This window comes from Micromonospora sp. C41 (assembly GCF_018070485.1).
In the GTDB taxonomy this organism is placed as follows: domain Bacteria; phylum Actinomycetota; class Actinomycetes; order Mycobacteriales; family Micromonosporaceae; genus Micromonospora; species Micromonospora chalcea.
In genome coordinates, this window is the sequence record NZ_JAGPXP010000010.1 from 119,975 (window position 1) to 145,290 (window position 25,316).

26 protein-coding genes and 1 tRNA gene are annotated in these 25,316 nt (G+C 73.1%); 16 read left to right on the top strand and 11 right to left on the bottom strand.

Going from position 1 to position 25,316, the window contains the following annotated elements:
• Positions 1 to 40: 40 nt before the first annotated feature.
• From KBX43_RS13725 to KBX43_RS13735, 3 genes are read right to left on the bottom strand one after another with little or no spacing between them, the layout of a single operon-like run.
• Positions 41 to 757: a response regulator transcription factor gene (locus tag KBX43_RS13725; RefSeq protein WP_043328844.1), complete on the bottom strand. Its 717-nt coding sequence runs from the start codon at positions 755 to 757 to the stop codon at positions 41 to 43.
• Positions 727 to 1,923: a hypothetical protein gene (locus tag KBX43_RS13730; protein WP_209962992.1), complete on the bottom strand. Its 1,197-nt coding sequence runs from the start codon at positions 1,921 to 1,923 to the stop codon at positions 727 to 729. Before KBX43_RS13730 ends, KBX43_RS13725 begins: the two co-directional genes overlap by 31 nt.
• Entirely contained in the window at positions 1,913 to 3,088 is a 1,176-nt protein-coding gene (locus KBX43_RS13735) for an ATP-binding protein (RefSeq protein ID WP_064448673.1), read from the bottom strand. The genes KBX43_RS13730 and KBX43_RS13735 overlap by 11 nt, the downstream gene beginning before the upstream one ends.
• A 206-nt stretch (positions 3,089 to 3,294) precedes the next feature.
• On the opposite strand from KBX43_RS13735, the gene KBX43_RS13740 reads away from it, so the two are divergent.
• Positions 3,295 to 3,735, top strand: a complete 441-nt coding sequence (locus tag KBX43_RS13740) for a hypothetical protein (protein WP_043328848.1) — start codon at positions 3,295 to 3,297, stop codon at positions 3,733 to 3,735.
• 41 nt (positions 3,736 to 3,776) lie between these two features.
• Complete coding sequence (locus KBX43_RS13745; RefSeq protein WP_064448672.1) at positions 3,777 to 4,187, top strand: TIGR03618 family F420-dependent PPOX class oxidoreductase; 411 nt, start codon at positions 3,777 to 3,779, stop codon at positions 4,185 to 4,187.
• Here the strand turns inward: KBX43_RS13745 and KBX43_RS13750 are convergent.
• Positions 4,184 to 4,630 carry a hypothetical protein gene (locus KBX43_RS13750; RefSeq protein ID WP_210884640.1) on the bottom strand — a complete coding sequence of 149 codons (447 nt, stop codon included), beginning with the start codon at positions 4,628 to 4,630 and terminating at the stop codon, positions 4,184 to 4,186. The genes KBX43_RS13745 and KBX43_RS13750 overlap by 4 nt on opposite strands.
• Before the next feature lie 157 nt (positions 4,631 to 4,787).
• Positions 4,788 to 5,147, bottom strand: coding sequence for a MerR family transcriptional regulator (locus KBX43_RS13755; RefSeq protein ID WP_181373721.1), 360 nt, complete (start codon positions 5,145 to 5,147; stop codon positions 4,788 to 4,790).
• A 75-nt stretch (positions 5,148 to 5,222) separates the two neighbouring features.
• On the opposite strand from KBX43_RS13755, the gene KBX43_RS13760 reads away from it, so the two are divergent.
• From KBX43_RS13760 to KBX43_RS13780, 5 genes are all read left to right on the top strand, one after another.
• Positions 5,223 to 5,948, top strand: coding sequence for an SDR family oxidoreductase (locus KBX43_RS13760; RefSeq protein ID WP_210884646.1), 726 nt, complete (start codon positions 5,223 to 5,225; stop codon positions 5,946 to 5,948).
• Between the two features lie 131 nt (positions 5,949 to 6,079).
• Entirely contained in the window at positions 6,080 to 6,928 is an 849-nt protein-coding gene (locus tag KBX43_RS13765; RefSeq protein ID WP_210884649.1) for an alpha/beta fold hydrolase, read from the top strand.
• On the top strand, positions 6,919 to 7,245 hold the full coding sequence (locus KBX43_RS13770; RefSeq protein WP_210884651.1) for a hypothetical protein: 327 nt from the start codon (positions 6,919 to 6,921) through the stop codon (positions 7,243 to 7,245). Before KBX43_RS13765 ends, KBX43_RS13770 begins: the two co-directional genes overlap by 10 nt.
• Positions 7,246 to 7,347: 102 nt before the next feature.
• Positions 7,348 to 9,357, top strand: coding sequence for a hypothetical protein (locus KBX43_RS13775; RefSeq protein ID WP_210884653.1), 2,010 nt, complete (start codon positions 7,348 to 7,350; stop codon positions 9,355 to 9,357).
• A 31-nt stretch (positions 9,358 to 9,388) separates the two neighbouring features.
• Positions 9,389 to 9,784 (top strand): hypothetical protein, encoded by a 396-nt coding sequence (locus tag KBX43_RS13780; RefSeq protein ID WP_210871367.1) that lies wholly within the window; start codon positions 9,389 to 9,391, stop codon positions 9,782 to 9,784.
• Between the two features lie 29 nt (positions 9,785 to 9,813).
• Here the strand turns inward: KBX43_RS13780 and KBX43_RS13785 are convergent.
• Positions 9,814 to 9,889, bottom strand: a tRNA-Arg gene (locus KBX43_RS13785).
• A gap of 170 nt (positions 9,890 to 10,059) precedes the next feature.
• Between KBX43_RS13785 and KBX43_RS13790 the strand changes: the two genes are divergently transcribed.
• A complete protein-coding gene (locus tag KBX43_RS13790; RefSeq protein WP_210884655.1) occupies positions 10,060 to 10,794 on the top strand; it encodes a hypothetical protein in 735 nt (244 codons plus the stop codon).
• A 21-nt stretch (positions 10,795 to 10,815) separates the two neighbouring features.
• On the opposite strand, the gene KBX43_RS13795 is transcribed toward KBX43_RS13790, so the two are convergent.
• Positions 10,816 to 11,832 (bottom strand): alpha/beta hydrolase, encoded by a 1,017-nt coding sequence (locus KBX43_RS13795; RefSeq protein ID WP_043328867.1) that lies wholly within the window; start codon positions 11,830 to 11,832, stop codon positions 10,816 to 10,818.
• A 163-nt stretch (positions 11,833 to 11,995) separates the two neighbouring features.
• Positions 11,996 to 12,406 carry an HPF/RaiA family ribosome-associated protein gene (locus KBX43_RS13800; protein ID WP_043328869.1) on the bottom strand — a complete coding sequence of 137 codons (411 nt, stop codon included), beginning with the start codon at positions 12,404 to 12,406 and terminating at the stop codon, positions 11,996 to 11,998.
• 286 nt (positions 12,407 to 12,692) lie between these two features.
• Between KBX43_RS13800 and ssb the strand changes: the two genes are divergently transcribed.
• The 3 genes from ssb to KBX43_RS13815 all read left to right on the top strand — a co-directional run bounded on the left by ssb (position 12,693) and on the right by KBX43_RS13815 (position 16,225).
• Positions 12,693 to 13,547, top strand: coding sequence for a single-stranded DNA-binding protein (gene ssb, locus KBX43_RS13805; protein ID WP_210884657.1), 855 nt, complete (start codon positions 12,693 to 12,695; stop codon positions 13,545 to 13,547).
• 81 nt (positions 13,548 to 13,628) lie between these two features.
• Positions 13,629 to 14,645 (top strand): cobalamin biosynthesis protein, encoded by a 1,017-nt coding sequence (locus tag KBX43_RS13810; RefSeq protein ID WP_064448660.1) that lies wholly within the window; start codon positions 13,629 to 13,631, stop codon positions 14,643 to 14,645.
• Positions 14,642 to 16,225: a cobyric acid synthase gene (locus KBX43_RS13815; RefSeq protein WP_210884658.1), complete on the top strand. Its 1,584-nt coding sequence runs from the start codon at positions 14,642 to 14,644 to the stop codon at positions 16,223 to 16,225. The genes KBX43_RS13810 and KBX43_RS13815 overlap by 4 nt, the downstream gene beginning before the upstream one ends.
• Here the strand turns inward: KBX43_RS13815 and KBX43_RS13820 are convergent.
• Positions 16,219 to 16,620: a rhodanese-like domain-containing protein gene (locus KBX43_RS13820; RefSeq protein ID WP_210884704.1), complete on the bottom strand. Its 402-nt coding sequence runs from the start codon at positions 16,618 to 16,620 to the stop codon at positions 16,219 to 16,221. The two genes, KBX43_RS13815 and KBX43_RS13820, sit on opposite strands and share 7 nt — an antisense overlap.
• Before the next feature lie 111 nt (positions 16,621 to 16,731).
• On the opposite strand from KBX43_RS13820, the gene KBX43_RS13825 reads away from it, so the two are divergent.
• The 4 genes from KBX43_RS13825 (at position 16,732) to KBX43_RS13840 (ending at position 20,729) form a co-directional block, all read left to right on the top strand.
• Positions 16,732 to 17,388, top strand: coding sequence for a hypothetical protein (locus KBX43_RS13825; protein WP_307851521.1), 657 nt, complete (start codon positions 16,732 to 16,734; stop codon positions 17,386 to 17,388).
• Between the two features lie 21 nt (positions 17,389 to 17,409).
• Positions 17,410 to 18,774: a dipeptidase gene (locus tag KBX43_RS13830; RefSeq protein ID WP_210884660.1), complete on the top strand. Its 1,365-nt coding sequence runs from the start codon at positions 17,410 to 17,412 to the stop codon at positions 18,772 to 18,774.
• 78 nt (positions 18,775 to 18,852) lie between these two features.
• Complete coding sequence (locus KBX43_RS13835; RefSeq protein ID WP_030273275.1) at positions 18,853 to 19,059, top strand: hypothetical protein; 207 nt, start codon at positions 18,853 to 18,855, stop codon at positions 19,057 to 19,059.
• Between the two features lie 86 nt (positions 19,060 to 19,145).
• Positions 19,146 to 20,729, top strand: a complete 1,584-nt coding sequence (locus KBX43_RS13840) for an ATP-dependent DNA ligase (RefSeq protein ID WP_210884662.1) — start codon at positions 19,146 to 19,148, stop codon at positions 20,727 to 20,729.
• A gap of 10 nt (positions 20,730 to 20,739) precedes the next feature.
• Here KBX43_RS13840 and KBX43_RS13845 read toward each other — a convergent pair whose 3' ends face one another.
• Positions 20,740 to 21,564 carry an SURF1 family protein gene (locus KBX43_RS13845; RefSeq protein WP_043330989.1) on the bottom strand — a complete coding sequence of 275 codons (825 nt, stop codon included), beginning with the start codon at positions 21,562 to 21,564 and terminating at the stop codon, positions 20,740 to 20,742.
• A gap of 134 nt (positions 21,565 to 21,698) precedes the next feature.
• Between KBX43_RS13845 and KBX43_RS13850 the strand changes: the two genes are divergently transcribed.
• Positions 21,699 to 23,069: a cobyrinate a,c-diamide synthase gene (locus KBX43_RS13850; protein WP_064448657.1), complete on the top strand. Its 1,371-nt coding sequence runs from the start codon at positions 21,699 to 21,701 to the stop codon at positions 23,067 to 23,069.
• 112 nt (positions 23,070 to 23,181) lie between these two features.
• On the opposite strand, the gene KBX43_RS13855 is transcribed toward KBX43_RS13850, so the two are convergent.
• Complete coding sequence (locus KBX43_RS13855) at positions 23,182 to 25,314, bottom strand: transglycosylase domain-containing protein (protein ID WP_043328877.1); 2,133 nt, start codon at positions 25,312 to 25,314, stop codon at positions 23,182 to 23,184.
• Positions 25,315 to 25,316 lie beyond the last annotated feature (2 nt).

A 25,316-nucleotide genomic window follows, 5' to 3' on the forward strand; every position in this document is an offset into this window, starting at 1 on the left:
GGAGCCTGCCGGATTCGTAGGGTGATTGTCATGACACCTGTTAGGGGGTCGGCCGGTCGGCCGACGCCTGCGACCGGTAGATGCCGATATCTTCCGGTCGGACGAGTCCGTCCTCGATCGCGCGGGCGAGCAGGGCCGCCTTCGTGGCAGCCGGACGCCCCGCTCGGGTGTACTTGATCCGCGCTCGGTCGACGTACTGCTTCACTGTGTGCTCGCTGATCTGCATCCGGCGCGCCACCGACGCCTTCGACATCGACTGGAACCACAACAGCAGCGCCTCGCGCTCCTTGTCCGACAGGGCCGGACGATCCGGCCGGGCGTCGCCGACCATCGCGCCGGCCAGCGCGGGCGGCACGTACGGCCGGTCCTGCGCCGCCGCCAGCACGGTGCCCACACAGTGCTCGCGTCCCTCGTGCTTGGCCAGGAACGCCACCGCGCCCGCGTCCAGCGCGGCCAGCATGGTCGGCGGGTCGCTGTGCTCGGAGTAGACCACCACCCGGCGCCCGGCCGCGCTCAGCTCGGCCAGCTTGTCCAGCACCATCCGGCCGTGCAGGCGCAGGTCGAGCAGCACCACCTCGGCGTCGGGCGCGGCCCGCAGCACCTCGTCCGGGTCGTCGCCGGTGGCCACCACCCGCAACCGCGGCTCGCCGGCCAGCCAGGCCCGCACCCCGTCGATCACCACCGGATGGTCGTCCACGATCGCCACCCCGATCGGCCACCCGGCGTTCACGTCCGCCGCCAGCGGGTCTGCGTCCATCTGATCTCCCCGTCCCGCTCGTGCAGGTGTTCCACCGGTCCGCCCCCACCGGTCGTCGTCTCGTCCGGGCCGTCGTGGTCCGGTGTCACCAGGCTGACCACCACCTCGTCCGGTCCCGCGACCACTGTCAGCCGCGCCCAGCCCTCGGCCGCGGCGAGCCCTGCCGTGAGCGGGTCGGCCAGCCCGCGCCGGATCTCCACCGGCAGCTCCGGTGGCGTGCCGACCGCCACCAGGTCGATCGGCAGTCCGTTGCGTTCGGCCAGGTCGGCCGCCGCGCGCAGCTCGTGCAGCAGCGCGTCGGGCACGTCGTCGGACTCGGCGATGAGCCGGCGCAGCCGGGCCGCGGCCAGCACCGCCCGCCGCCGCACCGCCGGGTCGGCCGGGTCGGCGTCGCCCGCCGTCAGCTCGGCCAGCACCTCCTCGGCGGTGCCGCTGACCAGAGCGAGCCGTTCCTGGCGCTCGGTGCGGGCCCGCTCGGCCGCCTCCCGCTCCGCCGCCACGGCCAGCGCCGCCGCCGCGGTGGCGGCCCGGGCCCGGGCCTGCGCGGTGAGCGCCGCCGCGCCGACGAAGACCGCCACCGGCAGGGTGGAGGTGCCGTAAACGTACATCGTGGCCCGGCTCAGATCGGCCGACGCGGTCGCGCCGTACAGCACCACCGCGGTCACCGCGATCGCGCCGTGCGCGGCGAGCATGACCAGCAGCCAGCGCACCGGCCGCCGCCAGAGCGCCAGCAGGAAAAACCACGCCAGGCCGCCCCACACCCAGTTGGCGGTGCTGAACAGGAAGCGCTCGCCGGCGCCCGCGACGACCGCCGCGTCGACCACCAGCAGCGCCGCGGCCAGGCTCCGGGCCGGGGGCAGTTCGCCGCGCAGCAGTAGTACGCCGGCCCAGATCCCGATCAGCGCGGTCACCAGCCAGCCCACCGCCACCACGGCGGGGAAGGCCATTCCCGGTCCCGCCCGCAACACGGCCGGCAGCGCGATCGCCAGGTGCCAGGCCGCCGCGATGACGATGGCGGCGATCCGCGCGCCCCCGTCGGAGGCGTCGGCCACCGCGTGCGCCTCCGGCGGGGCGGTGGCCGGTCCGGGGCGCGTCGCCACCCGCGGCCGGGGAAGTGGACGCAGCACGGAGTCGGCGGTCACCGCCGCACCCGACTCAGTCGGCATCGGACCACTCCAGCCGAATCCGGGTGCCCGCGCCAGGGGCGGAGGTCACCAGCGCGCGTCCACCCACAGTGGTCATCCGCCCGTGGATCGACTCGCGCAGCCCGTACCGGTGGGCCGGGACCGTGGCGGGGTCGAAGCCCGGACCGTCGTCGACCACTTCGACCACGACGGCGCCGCCCTCGCGGGCCAGGCGCAGCGACGCGGTCGCGCCGGGTGCGTGCCGCGCCACGTTCGCGAGCGCGGCGGCGGCGCTGTCGGCTAGCGCCGTGGCGACCTCCGCCGGCAGCCGGCAGGGCGCGAGCGTCGCGGTCACCGCCGGCCCGGGCGTTCCGGCGAGCACCTGGCGCAGCCGTTCGTCCAGGTCGGCCTCGCCGGCCGCGGTCGCGGACCGCGCGCCCGCCAGGGCGGTGAGGGTACGCAGATCGTGCGCGCACCGCTCGCGCAACGTCGCCGAGTCGGGTACCGCGCCGAGGCCGACCATGGTGAGCGTGCCCAGCACGGTGTCGTGCAGGTCGCGGTTCTGCCGCCGTTCGTCCTCGCGGGCGGCGCGCGCGACCACCGCCTCGTGGGACAGCCGCTGGTAGTCGGCGAACGCGGCGTCGGCGCGGGCGATCCGGCGGCGCATCACCGCTGTCATCACCGCCGCGCTTCCGGTCTGCACCAGCAGCGTCCCGGCGTGCGCCCGCGCCTCGACCGGGTTGCCGGCCAGCGTGGTGCCGGTGACGTACGCGGCGGTGACCAGCAGCCCGGCCGGCACCGACCAGCGGGCCGGCGCGGTGGCCTGCGTGTTGATCACCGTCGAGCTGGCCAGCACCGCGATCCAGCTCGCCTCGCCCGGCAGCACCTCCGGCGCGACCAGCCACGGGACGGCGAGCGCGGCGGCGGTGGTGAGTGCGACGTCCCCGGCCACCAGCGGGCCGTCGATGCCGTGCCGGAACGCCCGCCAGGCGTACCAGACCGACCAGACGGTGAGGACGACGACCGCGGGGATCAGCAGCGCCACCCGCACCGGCGGTGTCCGCACCGACAGCGCGACCACCGCGCCGACCAGACCGCAGGTGAGTCGCAGCAGCGCGGGAAGCGTCGTGAAGATCAGCGTGAACGCCTCAGCCGCCGGCCGGGCCTGGGTGGACCCGGGCAGAGACGTGGCGGCAGCGACCGGCATCGGGGGGATGTCCTTCCGGCAGCGACCCGGCCGGGTCCGCGCGGCATAGATTGACGCCGGAGAATAACACGGTTTGTGGGTACTGGTCACCCTTGGTGCTTGACGAGTTTCGCTCCGGCGTAAAGCAGCCGAGGCTCAGCGCCCCGCCGAGAAGCGGAGCCGCACCCTCCGGTTTACGGTTGCCGGCGTCTCCTACCCTGCGGGGTATGGCATACCAGCCGGCCATGGTGCCGCCGAAGAAGTCCAAGCGAACCCTGTTCATCGTGCTCGGCGTGGTGCTGGCGATCTGTTGCTCCGGCGGTGTGCTCGGCGGCTTCTTCCTCTTCCGGGTCGTGCAGGAAGCCACCGGCCCGGCGCGCTCCACAGCGCAGACCTACGCCGAGGCGATCGTCGACCGCGACTACCCCGCCGCGTACCGGCAGCTCTGCACCCGCGTACGCGACCGGGTCAGCGAGGCGGACTTCACCCGGCAGCAGTCCTCCCAGCCGGAGTTCACCGGCTACGAGATCACCGGGCTCAACGTGTCGAACAACAACGGCCGGGTGAGCGGGTCGACGACCATCCGGTTCACCCCGGCGGTCGGGACCAACGTGACGCAGTCGTTCCCCATGGTCAAGGAGGACGGGGAGTGGCGGATCTGCGAGTGAGCCGGTGGCGCTCCTCCGCGCGCACTTGATCCACTTGTCGCATGGCCCCATCTCCCACCGCACCGGTTCCCCCGGCCGTCGAGGACCGGCTCGCCCGCGAACGCAACGTCTGGCTCTGCACGCTGCGCCGGGACGGCTCACCGCACATGACGCCGGTGTGGTTCGTGTACGCCGACGGCGTCTGGTGGATCGGCTGCGAGGGCCGCAGCGTCAAGGCCCGCAACGTGGCGGCCGACCCCCGCGTTTCGCTCGCCCTGGAGGACGGCGTCCACCCGGTCGTCGCGGAGGGCGTCGCCCGACTGCACCGTGCCGGCTTCCCGCCCGCGATCGTGGCGGCCTTCGCCGAGAAATACGGCGGCTGGGACATCCGGCAGCCGGTCACACCGGACAGTGAACGGGTGCTGCTGGAGGTGCCCGTCCGGCGGTGGCTGCTCGCCGGCCGGGCACGCTAGTCCCCGGAGAACCCCCAGAAGTAGATCTCGCTCGGGACGCCCGCCTCGTCGTGCAGCACGGCGTACCGGCCGAACCAGCGCTGCTCGGCCAGCGGCGCGAGCGCCTCGACGTGCGCGCGGGTCGGCCTGGCGACGCCCACACGTGCGAGCGCTTCGGCCTCGGTCACCCGCTGGAACGTCCCGAAGCCGGGCTCCTCGCCGTCGGTCAGCACCCGCGACATGTCCAGGATGGAGTGGGTGCCGGACTCCTGTACCCGCTCGTCCGCCCACAGTTCCTCCTCGCTGCGGGGACGGTCCGGAAAGTCGGCGGCGGACGCACCGAACCCGCCCGGCGCCGCCCACCAGTAGCCGCCGGTCTCGAAGACCTGCCGGCGCAGTTCGTCAAGCGCGGCCTGGGCATCCGGCTGGTACGCCACGAAGTAGGTCCATCCCGATGCGCCCACGCTGCCTCCCGGTGATCCCGCTCGTCGACCGCCGTCGTGCGGCGGCGCACGCGATCATGCCCGACACCACCGACGAAACCGGCGGGTCGACGCGACCAGGATTCCTGTGCCACTCTCCGCCATGCGTCTGTCGTCGGGCCTGCGCGGGCGATCGCGCCTACGGGTGCGAATCGGTGATCGCGATGACCTCGTCGAGGCGGTCCAGCGCGGCCCGGAGATCGTCGACCTTGGCCTGGATGCGCTCGCGCTCGGCGCGCAGCATGGCCCGCTGCCCGGGGTCGGTGTGCCCGGAGTCCCAGCACGGCAGGAGTTCGGCGATCCGGCTGCTGGTCAGGCCCGCCGCGTACATCTGCTGGATGAACCGGACCAGCGTGACCGTGTCCGGCCGGTAGAGGCGCTGGCCGGACGGGCTGCGCCTGGGGACGAGAAGACCCTGCTCCTCGTAGTAGCGCACGGCCCGTACCGAGACACCGGCGCCGCGCGCCACCTCGCCGATGCGGATCAGCGGCTCGGTCACGGTGACCCCTCTCACCCCGGTTTCGGCGATCAACACTTGCCTCTGACGTCAACGTTAGGTTTTAGCGTACCGGGCATGGACATCAACGACTCGGTAGCCCTCGTCACCGGCGCCAACCGCGGCCTGGGCCGCGCCTTCGCCCAGCGCCTGCGCGAACGCGGCGCCCGCAAGGTCTACGCGACCGCCCGCCGGCCGGAGACCGTCGACCTGCCCGGCGTCGAGGCGCTGCCGCTCGACATCACCAGCCCCGCATCCGTACGGGCCGTCGCCGCTGCCGCCCCGGACGTCACGCTGCTCGTCAACAACGCCGGCATCCAGACCGGAACCGACCTGGTGACCGGTTCGCTGGCTGCGGTACGACACGAGGTGGAGACCAACGTGCTCGGCCACCTGGAGATGATCCGCGCGTTCGCGCCGGCCCTCGCCCGCAACGGCGGAGGCGCGATCGTGAACGTGCTCTCCGCCATGTCGTGGTTCGGGACCAGGGGCGCCGGCGCGTACCACCTGACCAAGGCCGCCGCCTGGGCCATGACCAACGGCGTACGACTGGAACTCGCCGACCAGGGCACGCTCGTGACGGCGGTGCACCTCGGCCTGGCCGACACCGACATGTCAGCGGGCTGGCCCGTCGACAAGATCGCGCCGTCCGATCTGGCCGACGCGGCGCTCGACGGCGTCGAGGCGGGCGCCGCCGAGGTGCTGGCCGACCAGTGGAGCCGGGACGTCAAGTCCCGGCTGACGCTGACGCCGGAGGAGTTCAACGCCGCGATGGACCGCGCCCTGGCGGCGCTGGCGGCCTGACCGGGCCGGCGGTACGTGCCGGTCGTGGCCGCGTTCGCTGAGGCGCCACATCGCCGACCGGTTGCAGCGCGTTGACGGTGACCCGGAGGGTGGCGTGGCGCTTCCGATCACCCTGATGCAGGATGCAGCGGGTGACCTCGATCTATCGAACCGCTGCGGGCCGGGACAGGATCCGCCGGTGGTGCGAGGAACAGTTGACTGCATGGCCGGTCCCGCACGATCGACGCGTGATTCGCGCCCAGGCCGAAGACACTCACGTCGTCTCCGTCGGCGCAGGCCCGGTCACAGTCGTCTTCGTCGCTGGTGACCGCTTCAGCAGCACCGCCTACCTGCCGCTGCTCACTGCCCTGGCCCAGCGCTATCGGGTGGTCGCCGCCGACCTTCCAGGCCAGCCAGGGCTGAGCTCCGACGAAGCGGGCACCGCCGGTGGCCGGCTCACGTGGTACGGCTCGTGGCTGGGAGAGGTCATCGAGAAGACCACCGCCGGGCCGGTCGTGGTGCTCGGGCATTCGTTCGGCGGCGCTGTCGCGCTCGCCGCGGATCATCCGCGGATTCGGGGAAAGGTCGCCGTGTCTCCAGGCGGGTTGTGCCGGCTCCGGATCACACCCCGTGTCCTGCTGGCGTTCCTGGCCTGGCTGGTGCGGCCACGCGCTGATTCGAGCCGTCGACTGCTGCGCATCCTGTCTGCTCCCGGCCAGGAGCCCCGCGCCGAACTGGTGGAATGGATGACGCTGGTCGCCCGGTACGCCCGTCCGGTGAGCTCCGACGACCTCGTACCGGCGGCCGCTCACACGATGCCGGTCGTGGTCGCGAGCGGACACCACGACGTGTTCCTGCCCCCGGAACGACTGCGCGCAGGAGCACGACAGCGGATCCATGCGGACGCCGACATCGTTCCCGCCGCCGGCCATCTCGTCACCGACGAGCACCCCGACCTGATCGCCGCGCTGGTTGCCCGGCTGGAGGATCAGTGGCGCTGAACAAGCGGGGCAGTCGGCCCATCGTCGTCGACGGCAACCGCTACTGCTGGCTCGTCCGCCGGAAGCCGACGTACAGCCAGGGTCTGACCTGGTCACCGTTGAGCTTCGCCGTTGAGCGGTCGGACCTGGCCGGCTGCGCCACCCTCGTCGTCCGACTCGCGTCACCGCGACCGGACAACTGGATGAATGCCGTGGCCTCTCCGGTGCTCCCTTCGCTGGTCGCAAGTGCCATCCGGCAAGGGCTTGAGCGGGGCTGGCAGCCCGAGCGCCCCGGCTCCCCGTTCATGATGGACCTTGGCGCTGACGAGCAGGGCTAGGGCCGGCTCGACGCTGGCGTCGCACCGTGCGAAGGCTGGAAACGCGGTTCTCCGAATGGCGTTTCGCTCCGTAGGATCTCCGGCGATCAAGGGGGATTAACGGTGGGCGATTTCCAGCAGTTCGTGACGGACGTGACTTCACGTCTGTCCACCATGTCCAAAGGTGAGTTGTACCTCGTCGGCGACGGCCTCGACCGGGACTCACTCTGGCTCACCTTCCTCGAATCCTTCCCCGCCGGCACCAATCCGCGGTTCCGTGAGCGATCCGAGTACGACTGCTCGACCTGCCGCGGTTTCATCAAGCACTTCGGCAACGTCGTCGAGATCAACGCCGGGCGCGTCCGTACCGTCTGGTCCGGGGTCTCGGCCTCCGACCCGGTCTTCTCCGTCGTCGCCGCCGCTCTGGACGAGTTCGTCCTCTCGCTGCCGTTGGCCACCGTCTTCCGGTCCACTCAGGAGCAGTACGGCACGAAGACCACCCGATCGCTGCGCGACGGCCAGGTCGAGGTGTGGCACCACCTGCACGGCCGGGTGGAGAAGCGGCATCGCACCGACGACGTCGGCGCGGCACAGAGCGACTTCAACGCCGCGGTGCAGGTCTTCCAGCGGGGCCTGGCCGAGCTGACCCCGCACGCTCTGGACACCGTCGTCGACCTCATCGACGACAACGCCCTCTACCGCGGCACGGAGCATCGTCGGGCGGTGACCGAGTTCCGGTCGCTGCAGAACCGGTGGACGAAGGCGACCGACGGACGGGCCTTCGTCTTCGCCAACGCCATGAACCCGGCGGCACGCTTGCGCAACACGGTGATCGGCACCCTCGTCCAGGCTCTCTCCGCGGGCGTCGACCTGGAGCAGGCGGTCCGGTCGTTCGAGACGAAGGTGGCGCCGCAGAACTACCAGCGCCCCACGGCGCTGATCACCCCGGCCATGGTCAAGGCTGCCATGAAGACTATCGACGAGTTGGGCATCGAGGAGTCGTTGCAGCGACGGTTCGCCCGGCTGTCCGACGTGTCGGTCAACAACGTGCTGTGGGTCGACAACGACACCCAGCCGCAGATGAAGGACGGCATCGAAGGGCTGCTCATGCAGGCGGCCACCACGACGTCGGCAGGTGCACGCCTTCGTGACGCGAAGCCGGAGGAGATCCCCGTGGTCTCCTTCCTGAAGGACATCCTGCCCGGCGCCACCTCCATCGACCTGTGGGTCGCCAACACCCACGAGCCGCACTTCGTCAGTCTCACGACCGGCCGGCACCCGGCCGCTCCGCGGTTGTTCAGGTGGGACAACGACTTCGCCTGGTCGTACGGCGGCAACGTCGCCGACTCGATCCGGGAGAAGGTCAAGCGGGCCGGCGGCAACGTCACCGGCAAGCTGCGGGTGAGCCTGTCCTGGTTCAACCACGACGACCTCGACCTGCACGTGTTCGAACCAAACGGCGACCACATCTGGTACCAGGAGAAGCGCGACAAGCTGGACGTCGACATGAACGCGAGCGGGCCGCTCTCCCGCGAGCCGGTGGAGAACGTCACCTGGGCCGACCATGTCGCCGACGGTGAGTACCGGATCGAGGTGAACCAGTACCGCAAGCGGGACAGCGCCCAGGTCGGCTTCGTGATCGAGACCGAGAGCGACGGGAAGATCGAGCATTACCGCCACGAGCGCGCGGTCGGCCACAAGGAGACCGTCGAGGTCGGCCGGATGACGGTCACCGGCGGCGTGATCACCGCTTTCCGGCCGGGTAAGGACGTGCAGCGGGGCAGTGCGGGCAAGGAACTGTGGGGGATCACCACCGAACAGTTCGTACCGGTGTCCACCGTCATGTACTCGCCGAACTACTTCGACGACAACGAGGTCGGCAACCGGCACTACTTCTTCATCCTGAAGGGGTGCGTGAACGACCAGCCGACGCGCGGGATCTACAACGAGTTCCTCCGCGCCGACCTGCAACCGCATCGCAAGGTGTTCGAGGTTCTCGGCGACCGCACCAAGTGCGAGCCCTCTCCGGATCAGCTCTCCGGCCTCGGCTTCAGTTCCACGATCCGTAACTCTGTGGTCGCCAAGGTGACCATGACCGGCGGTCGGCGCCGCCTCGTCAGCATCCAGTTCTGATCCCCTACCCAGAAATCGGAGAGAGGTCACCGTGACCATTTTTGAGAAGGCCACCCGGGAGAAGTTCCGCTATCCGTCGGCCAAGGGACTGCTGACCACGGAGCAGTTGTGGGAGCTTTCGCTGACCGCCAAGTCCGGCTTCAGCCTCGACGACGTGGCCAAGGCGGTCAACGCTGAACTGAAGGCCGTCGACACCGAGTCGTTCGTGGCCACCGAGGCCAATCCGGCCAAGGCGACCCTGGAGACCAAGTTGGAGGTCGTCAAGCACGTCATCGCCGTCCGCCTCGCCGAGGACCAGGCGGCGAAGGCGGCGGCGGCCAAGAAGCTGGAGAAGGAGAAGCTGCTGGCGGTCCTGGGCCGCAAGCAGGACGAGGTCCTGGAGAACCTGACCGAGGCGGAGCTGCTGGCCCGGATCAACAACCTGTAGCCCGCTGACGATCTGGCCTGCGGTGGGGATGGTGCGCCCGGCAGGATTCGAACCTGCGGCCTTGGGATTAGAAGTCCCCTGCTCTATCCGCTGAGCTACGGGCGCGCGCCGACGGTCGTCGCGCCAAGAGGGTACCGCCGCTCCCCGTCCGCCCGGGGGTACGGGTCGGCGCGTCCGTTCCGCCCCTCAGCGTCCCATGCCGGGGCCCGGAACGGCACCACAGTTCCGGCGGGTCCCGCGCGGGGCGGGCGGGACGCGATCCGTACCCTCGTCGGATGCTGCTCGACCAGGAAACCGAGAACGAGATCGTCTTCGAGCTGTGTCAGCTCCTCGGACGGGCGATCCTGCCCCTCACCGGCTCGGACGGCCCGGGCGCGCCGGCCGGCGTCCTCGGCACCGCCTTCTTCTACAGCGAGCTGGTCGGCGCCACCGACGACGGGGAGGTCGCGCACGAGTGGCTGCTCACCGCCGACGCGCTGACCGACCGGGCGTACGGCGAGATCGGGTTGCGGCCGAGCGTCACCGACCCGGCCGAGGGCGCGGACGAGCCGATCGACCTGCCCGGTTTCGCCGACCACTGGCTGCACCTGCCGGAACTGGGGCTCGCCGCGATGCCGACCGGCGGTCTGCACGGCTGGGCCGACGACCGGGGCTGGCGCTGGCGTACCCAGCAGGTCACCGAGGCGGTGGCCGCGCCGGCCGACTCGGTCGCCCGGATCGGCGCGGCGCCCGTCTCGGCGTTCGTGCTGGCCCTGGGCGCGGGTGAGGACGGGTCGCGGCCGTTGGAGGCGGTGGTCGAGCGGGTCGCCCGGGACGGCGGCGAGGTGCGGGTCACCACGGAACTGCCCGACGGCTACGTGGGCGCGCCGGTGTTCGCGGTCGAGGCCGGACCGGACGGCGGGTCGGCGTTGCGCTGCCTGGGCGTGGTGCTGCCGTGGCGCGCGGGCGGGCACCCGGTCGCGACGTTCGACCGGATCCGCGCCGCGCTCGCGGCGGTCGTCACCGACTGAAGCGGCTTGGCGGGGCCGGGCTCAGCCCTCGGCGGTCGCGTCGGCCGGCCGCCGAGGTGACGGCGGCGTCGTGGGCTCCGGCTCGGTCGGTCCGGCGCGGAGGAATCCCTCCGCCCACCGTCCGACCTCCGCGAAGACCTTCTCGCGTACGCCGGGACTGGACAGCGTGAGGTCGTGCAGCCCGCCGTCGAAGCGGGCCAGCGTGACGTGCCGGCCGAGGCGGGGCGCCCAGCGCACCATGTGCTCGACGTCGAGCACCGCGTCGGCACCGGTGGCGCTGTCGTGCCACTTGGTGCCCCGGAAGCTGCGCGTCGAGCAGGCCAGCAGCACCGGCACCGGGATGTCCAGCCCGGCCCGTAGGCGACGCTGACCGGTGCGGATCGCGTTGATCCAGCCGGCCCGGACCGGGAACCCGGCGAGCGGCTTCCAGGCCAGGTCGTACCGCCATTCGCCCCGGTGGTCGGCGTGCAGGCTCTCGCCGTACACCGTGCCCAGGCCGAACGGCAGGACACGCTGCGGCGCCCTGCGGCCCAGGCGGGAGACGGCGGCCGCGAGGGGTCGACGGACCATCCAGGGCGCGTTGATGTCGAAGAAGGGGCTGTTGAGCACGATGCCGTCGACCAGTCCGGCGTCGCGGCGGTCGTGCGCCCAGAGCGAGATGATCAGGCCGCCGGTCGAGTGGCCCATCGCGAGCAGGGTGTCGTGGCCCTCTTCGGCGCGGATGATCTCGGCGGCGGCGTCCAGCTCGGGGAAGTAGTCGCTCAGGTCGCGGCAGAAGTTCGGGGTCTGGTGCGCCAGCAGGCTGCGGCCGTACTTGCGCAGGTCGAGCGCGTAGAAGTCCCAGCCGCGCTCGGCGAAGAAGTCGGCTACGTGGGTCTGGAAGAAGTAGTCGACGAAGCCGTGCACGTAGAGCACGGCGCGACCGGTCGGGCGGTCGGCCCGCCGTCGCACCAGGGTCGCGACGACCGGCCCCTCGTCGTCGGTGCCCAGGTCGATCGTCCGCCGCTCGTAGGGGGCGCCCAGCACGTCCGGTTCCACGACCGCGACGGTACGCCGCCGCGCTACTCGGCGGTAGGGGTGCTGGGCTGTAAGGAGGGGGCCCTTGTTAACGCATGCGGTAGAGGAAGGGCCCCTTCTTAACAACGCCTCGGCGCGGGGACGGCCCGCCCGCCGGCACCGAGCGGGCGGGCCGTGCCGGGATTCAGACGGTTTCGGCGTCCTCGCGTGCGGCGTCCTGCAACGGGACGCCCTCGGGCTGGTCGACGGCGCGCAGGTGCTTGTTGTTGCGCGGCTCCTGCCGGGTCTTCGCGTCGTTGAGCTTGCGGCGCAGGTCGTCCCGGACGTCGTTGAGCGCGGCGTGCAGATCCTCCTCGGTCGAGGTGGTGACGATCTTCTGCCGGCCGGCGATCCAGCACTCCAGGGTCACCTTCTGGCCCCGGGCCTCACGATCCTTGACGGACACCTCCAACTCGGTGGCGTCGGCGTGGAAGCCGGCGAGCCGGGTGTCCAGGGTCGCGAACTGCTCGGCGATCCAGTTGCGGTCGCCCTGGGAGAACCCGGCGCCGACCCGCAGGCACTCGGCCACGGTCGCGGGGTTCGCCACGGCGCTCATCGCGCTGCCTCGCGGACGTCTCGGAGAAGCATCGGAGCTCCCTTTCTCTCGGTTGATCAAGTACTTACCCAACCGGCGCGATTCCGGAACGCCTGCTTGCCGGCTCCACTCGATCGTGCGTCGCCGCAGGTCAGGCGCGTAGGGCCGGTTGACCTAGCAGATCGGGACCTTGATCAGGGGGTTGTCCACAGGGCGGTCCGTCATCCACAGGTACGGGCCGGACGGGTGGTCCGGGCGAGGCGGCAGGCCGACGCTTCCGGGGACAAGTCGATCCCTGGGAGGGGCGATGTTCGATACGTACGTCACGATCGTCGGCAATGTGCTGACCGCGCCGGAGTGGCGCCGGACCACCCAGAGCGGAACGCTGGTGGCCAACTTCAAGGTCGCCTCGACCGCCCGCCGGCTCGACCGCGACAGCGGCCGCTGGGTCGACGGCAACAGCCTTCGGGTACGCGTCAACTGCTGGCGCCGCCTGGCCGAGGGAGTCGCGTCCTCGGTGGCGGTCGGCGACCCGGTGATCGTCGCCGGCCGTCTCTACACCCGGGACTGGACCGACGAGTCCGGCACCCACCGCACGCTCTACGAACTGGAGGCGGTCGCGGTGGGGCACGACCTGTCCCGCGGCCGGGCCCGGTTCCTGCGTAACCAGCCCCGCGCGGCCACCAGCACGGTCGAGGACGCGGAGGCCGAGCAGCGGGTGCACGGCGAGACGACCGAGCCGGTGCCCGACGGGCAGGCCCCGGCCACCTTCGACGACCGGCCCTTCGACGACGACTTCCCGCCCTCGGAGTACGGCGGCGGCCGGGTCGGGCTCGTCGGCACCGTGGAGCGGGTGGGTGAGCCCGACCCGTTCGACGCCCGGTCCGTCGACGCCCGGTCCGTCGACGCCCGGCCCGGTGCGCGGCAGGCCGCCGGCTTCGACCCCGGTTCGGGTGGCCCGGCGGGGGAGGAGGACGAGCTGGGCGACGTGGCCGACGACGGGCCGGCCACGGCCGAGGACGACGAACTGGGCGAGGTCGCACCGCCGGAGGTCGGCGGACCGGGTGGTTCCGGGCCGGGTGAGGGCGAGCCGGGCGGCGCGAGCCCGGGCGGGACCGCGTCGGGGCGCCGGAGCAGGCGACGGACCCCGGTGCCCGCCTGACAGCCCGACGGGGGCGCGGGGTGGTGACATCGGCGTCTCCACCCCGCGTACGACTAGGCTGGCCGGCCGGAGGTGGTGAGGGTGCGGCAGGCGACCGCCATGGCGAACGCGACCGGACTGGTGGCGGGTTACGCGCTCGACGCGCTGCTCGGTGACCCCCGCCGGTGGCATCCGGTGGCCGGCTTCGGCCGGGCGGCCGGCGCCCTGGAACAGCGGCTCTACCGTCCCGACCGGTCGGCCGGTGCCGCGTTCACGGCGCTCGCCGTCGGCGCGCCGGTCCTGCTCGGCGCCGCCGCCGCGCTGGCCACCCGCCGTCATCCGGTGGCCCGGGCCGCGCTGGTCGCCGCCGGCACCTGGACGGTGCTGGGTGGGCGCACGCTGCGGCACGAGTCCCGGGTGATGGCACGGGCGCTGGGCCGGGCCGACCTGCCCGCCGCCCGGGCCCGCCTCGGCAACCTCTGCGGGCGGGACCCGTCCGCCCTCGACGAGTCCGAACTCGCCCGCGCCACGGTCGAGTCGGTCGCCGAGAACACCTCGGACGCGGTGGTCGCCCCGCTGGTCTGGGGCGCGGTCGCGGGCCTGCCCGGTCTGCTCGGCTACCGGGCGGCGAACACGCTCGACGCGATGGTCGGTCACCGCTCGCCCCGGTACGCCCGCTTCGGCACCCCGGCGGCCCGGCTGGACGACGTGCTGAACCTGGTGCCGTCCCGGCTGACCGGGCTGCTCACGGTGGCGGTCGCGCCGGCGGCGCACGGGGACCGTGCCGTCGCCTGGCGGGTGTGGCGGCGGGACCGGGCCGACCACCCGAGCCCGAATGCCGGTCAGTGCGAGGCGGCGATGGCGGGCGCGCTCGGTGTCCGGCTCGGCGGGCGCAACGTCTACTTCGGCCGCGCCGAGACCCGGCCGTTCCTCGGTGACGGGCCCCGCCCCGAGGCGCGGCACCTGAAGCGGGCCGCCCGGATCTCCGGCGCGGTCGGCGTGGCCGCGCTCGGCCTGGCCGCGCTCTACCCGGTGACCGTCGGGCGCGTGGCCGGTGCCGCCGGACGGGCCGCGCTGGGCGTCCTCATGCGGGCAGCCCGCCGGGGGAGCGGGCGGTGAGCGGCGGGCTGCTGGTCGCCGGCACCACCTCCGACGCCGGCAAGAGCGTGCTCACCGCCGGTATCTGCCGCTGGCTGCGCCGCCGGGGCGTCCGGGTCGCGCCGTTCAAGGCGCAGAACATGTCGAACAACTCCGCTGTGGTGGTCGGGCCGGACGGGCGCGGCGGGGAGCTGGGCCGAGCCCAGGCCATGCAGGCCGCCGCCTGCGGGCTCGACGCCGACCTGCGGTTCAACCCGGTGCTGCTCAAGCCGGGCAGCGACCACGCCAGCCAGGTGGTGCTGCTCGGCGAGGCGGTCGACACGGTCACCGCCGGCAACTACCACGAGGTGCGGTCCCGGCTCGCCACCACCGCGTACGCGGCGCTGACCGAGCTGCGCGAGGAGTACGACGTGGTGATCTGCGAGGGCGCGGGCAGCCCCGCCGAGATCAACCTGCGCGACGGCGACTACGTCAACATGGGGCTGGCGCGTGCGGCCGGGCTGCCGACGATCGTGGTCGGCGACATCGACCGGGGCGGCGTGTTCGCCTCGATGTTCGGCACCGTCGCCCTGCTCGACGCGGCCGATCAGGCGCTGGTCGCCGGGTTCGTCGTGAACAAGTTCCGGGGCGACCGGGGGCTGCTCCAGCCGGGGCTGGACATGCTGCGCCGGGTCACCGGCCGCCCCACGTACGGGGTGGTGCCCTGGGCGCTGGACCTGTGGCTGGACGCGGAGGACTCGCTCGCGTACGGGCGGGTGCTCGGCCGGCCGCCCGCGCCCCGGGGCACCGACTGGCTCGACGTGGCAGTGGTGCGGCTACCCCGGATCAGCAACGCCACCGACGTCGAGGCCCTCGCCACCGAGCCGGGTGTGCGGGTACGCCTCACCGTCGAACCGGCCGAACTGGCCGCCGCCGACCTCGTGGTGCTCCCCGGCACCAAGTCGACTGTCGCCGACCTGGCCTGGCTGCGGGAGACCGGCCTGGCCGACGCGGTACTGGCGCACGCCGCCGCCGGCCGGCCGCTGCTCGGCATCTGCGGCGGCTTCCAGATGCTCGGCCGGGCGATCCACGACCCGGTGGAGAGCCGCGCGGGCACCGTTCCCGGCCTCGGGCTGCTGCCCGTCGAGATCACGTTCGAGCCGGTCAAGACGGTGCGCCGGGCCGAGGGCAGCGCCGCCGGAGACGTGCCGGTGAGCGGCTACGAGATCCACCACGGCCGGGTGTCGACGGCCGACCCGGGGCTCGCGCCGCTGCTCCGTCACACCGACGGCACCGGCGAGGGCGCACGCCTCGGCAACGTGTACGGCACCCACTGGCACGGCACGTTCTCCTCCGACGAGTTCCGCCGCCGCTTCCTGACCGAGGTCGCGGCGGCGGCCGGGCGCACCGGCTTCAAGGTCGCGCCGGACACGTCCTTCGCGGCGGCCCGGGAGCGGACGCTGGACCTGCTGGGCGACCTGGTGGAGGAACACCTCGACACGGACGCGCTGTGGCGGCTGATCGAGTCCGGTCCGCCGCCGGGACTGCCGTTCGTGCCACCCGGCGCGCCGCCGGCACAGAGCGACGTCCGGCGGCCCGCCGTCGACCGCGCGGTTCAGTAGCGCACGTCGGCGGGGCGGTCGGACATCGGCAGCCCGGCCTCCCGCCAGCCCTGCACCCCGCCGATCATGTCGGTGGCCTGCCGCAGCCCCAGCGTCTGGAGGCTGGCGGCGGCCAGGCTGGAGCTGTACCCCTCCCGGCACACCACGACGATCTCGCGGTCGTACCCGGTGGCCTCGGGGATGCGCCAGGCGCTGGCCGGGTCGAGCCGCCACTCCAGCACGGTGCGGTCGACGACGATCGCGCCGGGCAGCTCACCCTCCTCGCGGCGCTGCGCCTCGGTACGCGTGTCGATCAGCAGCGCGCCGCCTCGGACCGCCTCGACGGTCTCGTGCGGAGTGAGCCGGCGGAGACCGGCGCGGGCCTGTTCCAGGAGGGCGTCGACGCCCGGACACATCACGTCATGGAGCACCCCCCGATGATGCCCAGCCGCCCACGTCACCGCTCGCCGAAACGGTCCGCCCGGGTCGCAGGTTCCAGCGGACGGGGGAACGTTAGCGTCGGTCGGGTGAACGTCGCCGTGATCGAGGCGTACGCCGGGTTGGCCCGCCGCGTGCTGGCCGGTCCGGCGCGGTTGGGGCGTACCCGGCTGGTGGCCGTCGACGGGCCCAGCGGCGCGGGCAAGAGCGTGTTCGCGACGCGCCTCGCGGACGCGCTCGCGGAGCGGGCGGGCGGCGTGCGCCCGCCGCTGGTGCACACCGACGACCTGCTCGACGGCTGGGACGACCAGCTCACGTTCTGGACCCGGCTGGAGGAGCAGGTGCTCCGGCCGGTGCGGGCCGGCCGGGCGGGCGGCTACCGCCGCTACAGCTGGGTGCGCCGGCGCTTCCTGGACCGGGTGGTGCCGGTGCCGGCCGGTCCGGTGCTGATCGTCGAGGGGGTGAGCGCCGCCCGCGCCGCGGTACGCCCCGAGCTGACGCTGTCGGTGCTCGTCACCGCGCCGGCCGAGCTGCGGTTGCGCCGGGCGCTCGCCCGCGACGGTGAGCAGATCCTGCCGGAGTTGCGCCGCTGGCACGCGGGGGAGCGGGCGCACTTCACCGCCGACGGCACCGCGGTGGCGGTGGACCTGGTCGTCGACGGCGCCCCGGACCTGCCGCACGACGCGGACCGCTACTACGTCCGGGTGGGCGGCCGGCGATCAGGCTCGGCCGACGTGGCGGGGTAAGGCCAGCATACGATTCCGGTCATGACCACTCCGATCCTCTCCGAGTCCGAGGTGCGGGCCGCCGTCGAGCGGGAACTGCCCGGCGTCCGTGCCGACCTCGAGCGACTCGTCCGCATCCCGGGCATCGCCTTCGAGGGCTTCGACCACTCGCACGTGGAGCGTTCCGCCGAGGCGGTGGCGGAGCTGCTGCGCGGCTGCGGCCTCGACACGCGGATCGTCCGGTCCGGCGGCCAGCCCGCGGTGATCGGCACGAAGGCGGCCCCGCCCGGCGCGCCCACCGTGCTCATGTACGCGCACCACGACGTGCAGCCGGTCGGCGACCTGTCGCTGTGGGAGTCGGACCCGTTCGAGCCGGTGGAGCGTGACGGCCGCCTCTACGGCCGGGGCGCCGCCGACGACAAGGCCGGCATCATGGCTCACGTCGCCGCGCTGCGCGCGTTCGGCGACCGGCTCCCGGTCGGCGTGGTGCTGTTCATCGAGGGCGAGGAGGAGTACGGCTCGGACTCGCTGGAGCGGCTGCTCGCCGAGCACCGTGACGATCTGGCCTCCGACGTCATCGTGATCGCCGACTCCACCAACTGGGACGTCGGCGTGCCCGCGCTGACCACCTCGCTGCGCGGCATCGTCAACTGCTTCGTGGAGGTGCGCACGCTCGACCACGCGGTGCACAGCGGCATGTTCGGCGGCGCGGTGCCGGACGCGCTCACCGCGCTGGTGAAGCTGCTCGGCACGCTGCACGACGAGGCCGGTGACGTCGCGGTGGACGGACTGGTCGGCCGCGAGGGCGCCAGCGTCGACTACCCGGAGGACCGGTTCCGCGCCGAGGCCGGCCTGGTCGACGGCGCGGAACTGTTCGGCACCGGCCGGATCACCGACCGGCTCTGGACCAAGCCGGCGCTGGCGATCCTCGGTGTGGACGCGCCGGCCACCGGCGAGGCGCCGAACGCGCTGGTGCCGTCCGCGAGGGCGAAGTTGAGCGTACGGCTCGCGCCGGGCGACGACCCGAAGAAGGCGTACGCGGCGCTGACCGCGCACCTGGAGCGGCACGCGCCGTGGGGCGCGCAGGTGTCGGTGACGTTCGAGCACGACGGCGCGCCCTGCGTCATCGACGCCTCCGGGCCGATGTTCGACGCGGCGCGGTCGGCGTTCCGGGCGGCCTGGGACGGCACCGACCCGGTGGACATCGGGGTGGGCGGGTCGATCCCGTTCATCGCCACGTTCCAGGAGATGTTCCCGCAGGCCGCGATCCTGGTGACCGGGGTGGAGGACCCGCACGCGCGGGCCCACGGGCCGAACGAGAGCCTGCACCTGGGCGAGTTCGCGCGGGTGTGCCTGGCCGAGGCGCTGCTGCTGGCCCGGGTGGCGGAGGCCGGAAACCGCGGCTGAGGTGTCGAAACCGTAACTTCGGGGCCGATGTCGGAGTTTGTGGTGTGTCGGCGGGCGGGGTGTTATAGCCTTTCGAACATGCGTACGAACGACGAGATGGAGCGGCTTCAGGCCGCCGTCCGTGCTCTGGGGGACGTCGACGTCTCCGCGTGGTCCGAGGACACGCTCAACGAACAGATCGGCGAGCTCTCCGCCGCGCTGGTCACGCTCGACGCGCTGCTCACCCGGGTCGCCGAGGGCGTGCGCGGGCGCGGCCTGCGGATCGAGGAACCGGTCTCGGCCTGACCGGTTGCCGGTGACCCGGCCACCCGTGTGGTGTGCCGGGTCGCCGGATCGGCCCCGGTGTCGCAGGTGACTGGCAGGATATGGGCGTGCGTTTCGCGGAGCTGGCGGCCACCTCGGCCGCGGTCGGCGCCACCAGCGGCAGACGAGCCAAGGTGGAGCTGCTGGCCGCTGCGCTGCGCGGGCTGGAGCCGGGCGAGATCCCGGCCGGCGCCGGCTATCTCGCCGGTGAGCTGCGCCAGCGTCAGACCGGTGTCGGCTGGGCGGGCCTGCGTGACCTGCCGCCGCCGGCCGCCGAGCCGACGCTCACCGTCGCCGCCGTCGACGCGGCGATCGAGGAGATCTCCCGCGTCGCCGGCTCCGGTTCGCAGGCCCGGCGGCGGGAGCTCGTCGGCCGTCTCTTCGCCGCCGCGACCGCCGACGAGCAGCGCCTGCTGACCGGCCTGTTCCGGGGCGAGCTGCGGCAGGGCGCGCAGGCCGGGCTGCTGACCGACGCGGTCGCCCGCGCCGCCGACGTACCGGTCGCGGCCGTCCGGCGTGCCCTGCTGCTCGCCGGTGACCTGCGCGCGGTGGCGGTCGCGGCGCTCACCGGCGGCGCCCCGGCGCTGGCCGGGTTCGGCCTCCAGGTGGGCCGCCCGCTCGCGCCGATGCTGGCGCAGAGCGCGCCTTCCGTCGACGAGGCGCTCACCGCCACCGGCGTGCCGGCGATGGTCGACGTGAAGCTCGACGGCATCCGCATCCAGGTGCACCGTTCCGGCTCGGACATCGCCGTGTTCACCCGCAGCCTGGACGAGATCACCGGCCGGCTGCCCCAGGTGGTGGCGGCCGTACGCGCGCTGCCCGCCCGCGAGCTGGTGCTCGACGGTGAGGCGATCGGGCTGGACGCGGCCGGCCGGCCGCTGCCGTTCCAGGAGACGTCCAGCCGGGCGGCCCGGCGCACCACGCCCAGCACCACCGGGCCGACGCAGGTCGCGCCCGCTGTGCTGGCCGCCGCCGAGCGCACCGGCGAGCCGGTGCTCACGCCGTACTTCTTCGACCTGCTGCACCTCGACGGCGCCGACCTGATCGACGCGCCCGGGCGGGAGCGGTGGGCGGCCCTGGCCCGCGCGGTCGACGCCTCGCTGCTGGTCGACCGGATCGAGGTGGACGACGCGGAGCAGGCGGCCACGGCGTTCGCCGCGGCTGTCGACGCCGGGCAGGAAGGCGTGGTCGTGAAGGACCCGGCCGCGCCCTACGACGCCGGCCGGCGCGGCTCGGCCTGGGTCAAGGTCAAGCCGCGGCACACGCTCGACCTGGTGGTGCTCGCGGTCGAGTGGGGCAGCGGCCGGCGCGAGGGGTGGCTGTCGAACCTGCACCTCGGCGCCCGTGACCCGCGAACCGGTGAGTTCGTCATGCTCGGCAAGACCTTCAAGGGGCTCACCGACGAGATGCTGCGCTGGCAGACCGAGCGGTTCCTGTCGCTCGCAGTGGAGAAGGGCGACTGGGAGGTGCGGGTCCGGCCGGTGCAGGTGGTCGAGATCGCCTTCGACGGGGTGCAGACCAGCAGCCGCTACCCGGGTGGCATGGCCCTGCGCTTCGCCCGTGTGCTGCGTTACCGCCACGACAAGACGGCCGCCGAGGCGGACACGATCGACGCGGTCCGCGCCATCCACGCCGGCCGGATCACCGGCTGACCGGTCCGGCTCAGGCGGAGGTGGGGGCGGCCGGCTCGGCGGCCCGGTCCACCGGCTCGCCCGGCTTGTCCAGTCCGGCGAGGCGCCGGGCCTCGCGGCGCGCCACCCAGCCGTAGCCGAACAGGCTCATCACCGCGAAGATCCACCACTGCCACACGTAACCGAAGTTCTGCCAGTTGTTCGTGTGCCCGATCTGCACCGCCCGGAACGCCGGGTCGGCGGCCGGCGTCTGCCCGTCGAGCAGCACGTAGCCGCCGGTCACCGGATAGGGGAGCTGCTCGGCCAGGCGGGGGATGTCGATGCGCCGGGCCTCCAGCTTCCCGTCGCGCCGGCTGACCCCGCCCCCGCCGCTCTCGCTGGCGACCACCCGGCCGGTCACTGTCACCTCGCCGCCCGGCGCCGCCGGCACCTGCGGCTGGACCGTCGCGCCGGCCCCCGGGGCGGGCGGGATCCAGCCCCGGTCGACGAGCACCGCGCTGCCGTCGGCGAGCACCAGCGGGGTGAGCACCTCGAAGCCGACCGTCCGGTCGACGGTCCGGCCGCGGATCAGGACGGTGTTCGCGCTGTCGTACCGGCCGGTGGCGGTGACCCGGCTCCAGGTCAGCTCCTCGGCCGGAGCGGGACCGACGGCACCCGCGCCTCCGGTGGGCGCGGGCAGCGCGTCGCGCAGCGGCGCGGGCGTCATGGTGGCCCCGGCGTCGATCCGGTCGTTGATCGCCGTCCGGCCCCGGTAGCGGTCCAGCTGCCAGTTGCCCAGGAACACCATCACCGTCGCGGCGACGAGCGTCAGCGCGAGGTAGCCGAGCCAGCGCGGGGTCAGCAGGAACCGGTACACGTTGGCCAAGGCTACCCGTATGAGCGATGCCACTCGCCGTCGCCGGGCAGAAACGGCGGTACGCGCGGACGTCGCGGGCCGGGCCGGACGGGTATGGTCACGCGGGCGGAAACCACCCACATCAGGAGTCGATGATGACCGACGTGCCGCGCGTCGTGCTGAGTGCGCCCTCCTCGGGTCACGGCACCGGCGCCGTCTCTCTCGGCCTGCTGGCGGCCCTCGCCGACCGGGATCTCCCGGTGGCCGGCTTCAAGGTCGGGCCGGACCAGGTGGACGCGGCGTACCTCGGGCTCGCCGCCGGCCGTCCCGGGCGCACGCTCGATCCGAGGCTGGTCGGTCCGGAGCGGATCGTCCCGCTCTTCGCGCACGGCGCGGCCGGGACCGGGTTCGCCCTGGTGCAGGGGACGATGGGCCTCTACGACTCGGTCGCCGGGCGGCCGGAGAGCGAATCCACGGCGGCGGTGGCCACCGCGCTGCGCAGCCCGGTGGTGCTCGTGGTGGACGTGGCCGCGATGGGCCAGTCGGTGGCCGCGCTGGTGCACGGCTTCCGGGCGTACGACGACGAGCTCTGGCTGGGCGGCGTGATCCTCAACCGGGTGGCCTCGCCCCGGCACGAGGCGCTGCTGCGCGAGGCGCTCGACGACGTCGGCGTGCCGGTCTACGGGGCGCTGCGCCGGCACGAGCTGCCGCCGGTGCTGCCCGCCCGGCGGTACGGCACCGGTCCCGTGGTGCGCGGCGACGCCGATGCCGAACGTGGCGTACGCCGGCTCGGGGAGGCGGTGGCCGCCACCGTCGACCTCGATCGGCTGCTGGTGCTGGCCCGGTCCGCCCCGGCGCTCACCGTTCAGGCGTGGTCGCCGGAGCCGGCCGATGCCCCGGCGGCGTCGGCGGAGCGCCCGGTGGTCGCGCTGGCCGGCGGTCCGGCCGGCGCCTACAGCCACCCGGAGGTCGCCGAGCTGCTGCGCGCCGCCGGCGCCGAGGTCGTCACGCTCGATCCGCTGCGCGACGAGGCGCTGCCCGCCGGGGCGCGGGCGCTCGTCGTCGGCGGCGGGTTGCCCGAGACGTACGCGGAGCAGCTCTCCGCCAACCGCCGCCTCTGCATCGCGGTGGCCGAGCTGGCCCGCTCGGGCCGTCCGGTGATCGCCGAGGGGGCCGGCCTGCTCTGGCTGGCCCGGGAGCTGGACGGCCTGCCGATGTGCGGCGTGCTCGACGCGGTCGGCACGGTCCGGGACGGCCTGGTGGTCGGCTACCGCACGGCCACGGCGGTCACGGACAGCGTGGTGGCCCCGGCCGGTACGACGGTGACCGGGCACAAGCAGCACGCGGCAGTGCTCACGCCGCGCGCCGGTGAGCGGCCGGCCTGGCGCTGGGAGGGCGGCAACCCGGAGGGGTTCGTCCGGCAGGCCGTGCACGCCTCGCAGCTCGTGCCGCACTGGGCCGCGCATCCGGACGTCGCGGCCCGGCTGGTGGCCGCCGCGCTGGCGCCCGTGCCGGCGCCCGCCTGACCGCAAGGTGACGGAAACGTCGATCAAGGAGCTCGCGTCGGCGGATCAGGCGATCCGGACGCAAACTCCTTGATCGACTACCCGGGCGCACCCCCGGGCGGATCGGGGCGGGTCAGCCGACTATCTGGTCCGAGGGTGGGGTGAACTGGCGGGTCGGCTGACCCTTCAGGGAATCCCGCAGGGTCTGCGCCACCGCGTTCACCGGGATCTGCGACTGCCCGTCACCCACCGCGTTGAACGGGTTGTCCGGGTCGGCGATGAAACTCGCCGCCGCCAGCTCCGGCGTGTAGCCGACGAACCACGCCGACCGGGTGCTGTCCGTCGTACCCGTCTTGCCGGCGACCGGCCGGCCCACGGTGCCGCGGACGCTGTCGGCCGTCGACCAGCCGCCGCAGCTCCCCTTCGCCGGGGTGTCGCCGGTCGGGCAGCGCGCCGCGTCCGTGGCGGCCCGGGCCGCGTCCGCGTTCACCACCTGGCGGCACCGGGGCTTGGCGACCTCCCGCTGCACCCCGCCCGGCGTGCTGTACGTGGCCGGTGTGCCGTCCCGGTTCATGATCGCGTTGACCGGGATGGCCTCGCAGTAGCGCCCGTCGGCGGCGATGGCGGCGTACGCGTTCGCCATCTCCAGCGGGGTGGCGTCGGAGACGCCGAGCGTGAACGCGCCCCACTTCTTCGCCTTGCCCGGCGACGCCTGTTCCTTGTCCACGTCGGTACGCCAGCGCAGCCCCAGTTGCTCGGCCAGCCGCACCCCGGCGTCCGCGCCGATCTTCTCCTCCAGTTGGACGAAGTACGTGTTCACCGACTTGCCGAAGCCGGACCACATGGTCTGCCGCCCGGTCATCGCGCCGCTGGCGTTCGACGGGGCCCACCCGTCGTAGACGGCCGACTTGTACGTGTACGGCGAGTCGTACGCGGTGGACAGCGGCATCCCGGCGTTGAGCGCGGCGAGCATCGGGAACATCTTGAACGTCGAACCGGCCTGGTAGCCCGGGAGCGTCCCGCCGCCGAGCAGCGGCGCTACCGTGTTCGGGTAGTTCGCCTTGACCTTCGGTCCGGCCTCCGGGTTCGAGCTGTTCGGGTTCTCGGCCAGGTCCAGCGAGTAGTTCCGGTTCACCGCCATCGCCTTGATCCGCCCGGTGCCGGGCTCGGCGACCACGATGCCGTTGGCGAACGGGCTGCCGGTGTTGTCCTTGGCGCCCACGTTCTTCTCCGCCGCCGCCTGCGTCTTCGGATCGAGCGCGAGCACGATCCGGTAGCCGCCGCGGCGCAGCTTGTCCATCCGTTCCAGCCGGTTCTCGCCGAACGCGGGCTGGGCGCTCCACCAGTTCTTCAGGTAGTCGCAGTAGAAGCCCCAGCTGCGGTGCCCGCCGTCGATCGCGGCGCAGTCGTTGGGCGGGTCGGTCAGCTTCAGCTTGATCGGCTGGCCCTTGGCCGCCGTGGCGGCGTCGGGCGACAGGTAACCGAGGCGGGCCATGTTGTCCAGCACGTAGTTGCGCCGGCCGGTGGCCTCCTTCTGGTCGGAGGTGATCGGGTCGTACTCCGACGGCGACTTCACCAGCCCGGCCAGCGTGGCCGCCTCGACCGGGGTGAGTGTGGCCGGGGTCTTGGAGAAGAAGATCTGCGAGGCGGCGTAGATCCCGTACGCGCGGTGGCCGAAGTAGGCCGAGTTGAGGTAGCGCTCCAGGATCTGTTCCTTGGTCAGGTGCTTCTCGATGTCCAGCGCCATGCGCATCTCCTTGACCTTGCGCAAGCTGGTCTGCTGGGTCGCCTCCTGGACCTCCTTGGGCGTGGTCGCGCTGTCCCGCAGCGCCATCCGCACGTACTGCATGGTGATCGTCGAGGCGCCCTGGGAGACGCCGCCGGATCGGGCGTTGGAGACGAAAGCTCGCGCCACGCCCTTCGGGTCGACGCCGTGGTGCTGGTAGAAGCGGTTGTCCTCGGCGGCGACGATCGCCTGCTGGATGTTCGGCGACATGTTCTCGATCTTGGTGTACTGCCGGTACTCCTCGTAGAACATGGTCAGCACCGTCTTGCCGTCCGGCGCGTAGACGTACGAGGTCTCGGCCGGCAGCGCGGTCTTGAGGATGCTCGTCTTCTGTTCGATCGCGTGCGCGGTGGCCTTGGCCCCGATGCCGGTGACGGCGACCAGCGGATACAGGGCGGCGGCGACCACGATGCCGGCGATCAGCCCGGCGCGGAGAAGAGGAACGAGACGGCCAGCGGAAGCAAGGGGACGACTGCTCACGG